This is a genomic window from Corynebacterium sp. ACRQK (assembly GCF_022345965.1).
Classification (GTDB): Bacteria; Actinomycetota; Actinomycetes; order Mycobacteriales; family Mycobacteriaceae; genus Corynebacterium.
The window spans coordinates 1-5,387 of record NZ_JAKRMU010000016.1 but is presented as its reverse complement, the minus strand read 5'-3'; the positions used below and the strand labels follow the sequence as shown (position 1 = coordinate 5,387).

The following is a 5,387-nucleotide window of genomic DNA, read 5'->3' as shown; positions in this document are numbered from 1 at the left end:
TTAGTTTTAGTGCCGGCGGTGACTTACTCTCCCACACCCTCCCAGGTGCAGTACCATCAGCGCAGGTAGGCTTAGCTTCCGGGTTCGGAAAGGGACCGGGCGTGACCCCACCGCTAACAACCACCGACAAACCATAATCAGAACAAAACACACACCCAACCAAACCCAAACTCAGGGTTCACTGGTGTGTAGTGCCGTTCCAGACACTGCATAACAGACGCGAGCACACACAATTTGCGACAAATCGAAATCGTCTTAACCACAAACGTGGTTCAATGTGTTGAACATCGGCTAATTAGTACCGGTCACCTCCATCACTCACATGACTTCCAGATCCGGCCTATCAACCCCATAATCTATAGGGAACCTCAAAAGAAACCTCATCTCAGAACAGGCTTCCCGCTTAGATGCTTTCAGCGGTTATCCCTCCCATACGTAGCCAACCAGCCATGCCACGGGCGTGACAACTGGCCCACCAGAGGTATGTCCGTCCCGGTCCTCTCGTACTAGGGACAGCCTTCTACAAGTTTCAACGCGCACGGCGGATAGAGACCGAACTGTCTCACGACGTTCTAAACCCAGCTCGCGTGCCGCTTTAATGGGCGAACAGCCCAACCCTTGGGACCTACTCCAGCCCCAGGATGCGACGAGCCGACATCGAGGTGCCAAACCATCCCGTCGATATGGACTCTTGGGGAAGATCAGCCTGTTATCCCCGGGGTACCTTTTATCCGTTGAGCGACACCGCTTCCACAAGCCGGTGCCGGATCACTAGTCCCTACTTTCGTACCTGCTCGACCTGTCAGTCTCACAGTCAAGCTCCCTTGTGCACTTACACTCAACACCTGATTGCCAACCAGGCTGAGGGAACCTTTGGGCGCCTCCGTTACACTTTGGGAGGCAACCGCCCCAGTTAAACTACCCACCAGGCACTGTCCCTAACCCGGATCACGGGCCGAGGTTCAGATGCCCAATCCGATCAGAGTGGTATTTCACCAACGACTCCACAACCACTAGCGTAGCCGCTTCACAGTCTCCCACCTATCCTACACAAACCGAACCGAACACCAATACCAAGCTATAGTGAAGGTCCCGGGGTCTTTTCGTCCTGCCGCGCGTAACGAGCATCTTTACTCGTACTGCAATTTCACCGGGCCTGTGGTTGAGACAGCAGGGAAGTCGTTACGCCATTCGTGCAGGTCGGAACTTACCCGACAAGGAATTTCGCTACCTTAGGATGGTTATAGTTACCACCGCCGTTTACTGGGGCTTAAATTCTCCGCTTCGGACAAACGTCCTAACAGGTCCTCTTAACCTTCCAGCACCGGGCAGGCGTCAGTCCGTATACATCGACTTACCCGTCTTCGCACGGACCTGTGTTTTTAGTAAACAGTCGCTTCCCTCTATTCTCTGCGACCACCACCAGCTCAACACGTCGTTCACCAGTAGTGGCACCCCTTCTCCCGAAGTTACGGGGCCATTTTGCCGAATTCCTTAACCACAGTTCACCCGAACGCCTTAGTATTCTCTACCTGACCACCTGTGTCGGTTTACGGTACGGGCCGTACATGCACTCACTAGAGGCTTTTCTCGACAGCATAGGATCACCAACATCCCCACAACGGGTACGCATCACGCCTCACCCATATACAGGACGGATTTACCTTATCCTGCGGGCCACACGCTTACACCACAATCCAAATAAGTGGCTTGGCTACCTTCCTGCGTCACCCCATCGCTTGGCTACTACCAGATCAGGTCCCACGCATCCACACACCACACACACAAAGTGCATGCAGCATCCTTCAGGGTAGTTAGTATCACTGATTCACCATTGGTCGCACACACACGGGTACGGGAATATCAACCCGTTAACCATCGACTACGCCTGTCGGCCTCGCCTTAGGACCCGACTCACCCTGGGAAGATTAGCTTGACCCAGGAACCCTTAGTCATCCGGCGGATACGTTTCACACGCATCATTCGCTACTCATGCCTGCATTCTCACTCGCATAACCTCCACCACACGGTCACCCGGCAGCTTCAACGATCACACGACGCTCCCCTACCAACCCAACCAAAAGATTGAGTTCCGCGGTTTCGGCGGTGTACTTGAGCCCCACTACATTGTCGGCGCAGAACCACTCGACCAGTGAGCTATTACGCACTCTTTCAAGGATGGCTGCTTCTAAGCCAACCTCCTGGCTGTCTTCGCGATCCCACATCCTTTTCCACTTAGCACACTCTTAGGGGCCTTAACCGGCGATCTGGGCTGTTTCCCTCTCGACTAACGAAGCTTATCCCCCGCAGTCTCACTGCCGTACTCTCACTTACCGGCATTCGGAGTTTGGCTGACGTCGCTAAGATGATAGTCCCGCTCAACCAACCAGTAGCTCTACCTCCGGCAAGAAACACACGACGCTGCACCTAAATGCATTTCGGGGAGAACCAGCTATCACGGAGTTTGATTGGCCTTTCACCCCTACCCACAACTCATCCCCTCAGTTTTCAACCTAAGTGGGTTCGCGCCTCCACAGCCTCTTACAGCTGCTTCACACTGGCCATGGGTAGATCACCCCGCTTCGGGTCCAGGACACGCCACTCACACACCCTAGTTAGGATTCGGTTTCCCTACGGCTACCCCACAACACGGGTTAACCTCGCGACATGCCGCTGACTCGCAGGCTCATTCTTCAAAAGGCACGCCATCACCCAAAGGCTCTGACGGCTTGTAGGCACACGGTTTCAGGTACTATTTCACTCCCCTCCCGGGGTACTTTTCACCATTCCCTCACGGTACTCATACACTATCGGTCACAATAAGTATTCAGGCTTACCGGGCGGTCCCGGCAGATTCACAGCAGATTCCACGAGCCCGCTGCTACTCGGGTATCACGTCAACCCCAACACCACATGCTTTCACGTACCGGACTCTCACCGTCTACGGCAGGCCATTCCAAACCACTTCCGCTAACACATGACATCAGGGCACGGCATGGCAGCACCGCACAACACAACCCCACAACCCCACACACGCAACCCCTGCCAGGTATCACACGCATGCAGTTTAGCCAAAAATCCACGTTCGCTCGCCGCTACTAGCAGAATCATTATTATTTTCTTCTCCTACGGGTACTAAGATGTTTCACTTCCCCGCGTTACCACCACACAAACTATGAATTCATCCATGCAGCGACCACACACAACTGTGGCCAGGTTTCCCCATTCGGACACCCTCGGATCAACGCTCGATTGACAACTCCCCGAGGACTATCGCGGCCTTCCACGTCCTTCATCGGCTTATCATGCCCAAGGCATCCACCGTGCGCCCTTCACAGACAACACACAATACTAAGACACCCACACACCAACCACACAAACAAAACATCTATGCGACTAGCGCGTGAACAAAAATGATTTCAAACAAAATCACAAAAAAGAAGATACTCGCGTCCACTATACAGTTCTCAAACAACACTGAACACCCACAACACACAAACAACCACACACAGTGATCATCCGCCCATTAGCAAGCATCCACCAAAAGGAACAACAGATTGTCCCAGACACCCAACAGCCATGACAAACCAAACAACTTCGCTAACCCAACCCCACAAAAGTGCCAACCCCAACACACTACAAACATCCAACACTTCAAAAATGACCTGACCAAACAGCACCCAACAACCACCAAAATGGTTGAACCGGCTACCTATTCACCCAGAAAACAAATAAACAAAAATACTCCTTAGAAAGGAGGTGATCCAGCCGCACCTTCCGGTACGGCTACCTTGTTACGACTTCGTCCCAATCGCCAATCCCACCTTCGACAGCTCCCTAACAAGTTTGGGCCACTGGCTTCGGGTGTTACCAACTTTCATGACGTGACGGGCGGTGTGTACAAGGCCCGGGAACGTATTCACCGCAGCATTGCTGATCTGCGATTACTAGCGACTCCGACTTCATGGAGTCGAGTTGCAGACTCCAATCCGAACTGAGACCGGCTTTAAGGGATTAGCTCCACCTCACGGTATCGCAACCCACTGTACCGACCATTGTAGCATGTGTGAAGCCCTGGACATAAGGGGCATGATGATTTGACGTCATCCCCACCTTCCTCCGAGTTAACCCCGGCAGTCTCTCGCGAGTCCCCACCATAACGTGCTGGCAACACAAGACAAGGGTTGCGCTCGTTGCGGGACTTAACCCAACATCTCACGACACGAGCTGACGACAACCATGCACCACCTGTACACCAGCCACAAGGGAAACTACATCTCTGCAGCGATCCGGTGTATGTCAAGCCCAGGTAAGGTTCTTCGCGTTGCATCGAATTAATCCACATGCTCCGCCGCTTGTGCGGGCCCCCGTCAATTCCTTTGAGTTTTAGCCTTGCGGCCGTACTCCCCAGGCGGGGCGCTTAATGCGTTAGCTACGGCACGGGAATCGTAAATAAAACCCCCACACCTAGCGCCCACCGTTTACGGCATGGACTACCAGGGTATCTAATCCTGTTCGCTACCCATGCTTTCGCTCCTCAGCGTCAGTAACTGCCCAGAGACCTGCCTTCGCCATCGGTGTTCCTCCTGATATCTGCGCATTTCACCGCTACACCAGGAATTCCAGTCTCCCCTACAGCACTCTAGTTATGCCCGTATCGCCTGCACGCCCGAAGTTAAGCCCCGGGATTTCACAGACGACGCGACAAACCACCTACGAGCTCTTTACGCCCAGTAATTCCGGACAACGCTCGCACCCTACGTATTACCGCGGCTGCTGGCACGTAGTTAGCCGGTGCTTCTTATCCAGGTACCGTCACCACAAAGTGGCTTCTTCCCTAGCGAAAGGAGTTTACAACCCGAAGGCCGTCATCCCCCACGCGGCGTCGCTGCATCAGGCTTGCGCCCATTGTGCAATATTCCCCACTGCTGCCTCCCGTAGGAGTCTGGGCCGTGTCTCAGTCCCAATGTGGCCGTACACCCTCTCAGGCCGGCTACCCGTCGTCGCCTTGGTAGGCCATTACCCCACCAACAAGCTGATAGGCCGCGGGCTCATCTTGCACCGAAAAACTTTCCACCACACACACTAAAGCATGGTCCTATCCGGTATTAGACCCAGTTTCCCAGGCTTATCCCGAAGTGCAAGGCAGATCACCCACGTGTTACTCACCCGTTCGCCACTCGAGTACCCCTTGCAAGCAAAGGGCCTTTCCGTTCGACTTGCATGTGTTAAGCACGCCGCCAGCGTTCGTCCTGAGCCAGGATCAAACTCTCCATAAAAATGCCATCAGACACATGGTGAGCCTGAAAACCAGGCAAACAAAAAAATTACTGACAAAAAAATTGAAAAAAGGATAAATAAATCACATCAACCAACACCAACAACAC

The 5,387-nt window shown here is 53.5% G+C and carries 3 rRNA genes; all 3 read right to left on the bottom strand.

The annotated features are described in order from the left end of the window. Positions 1-10: 10 nt before the first annotated feature. The 3 genes from rrf to MHX63_RS10350 all read right to left on the bottom strand — a co-directional run bounded on the left by rrf (position 11) and on the right by MHX63_RS10350 (position 5,279). Positions 11-128, bottom strand: a 5S ribosomal RNA gene (gene rrf, locus MHX63_RS10360). 146 nt (positions 129-274) lie between these two features. Further along, positions 275-3,346 (bottom strand): 23S ribosomal RNA (locus tag MHX63_RS10355). Between the two features lie 406 nt (positions 3,347-3,752). Continuing rightward, positions 3,753-5,279 (bottom strand): 16S ribosomal RNA (locus tag MHX63_RS10350). The 16S, 23S and 5S rRNA genes sit together here, the layout of an rRNA operon. Between the last annotated feature and the right edge of the window lie 108 nt (positions 5,280-5,387).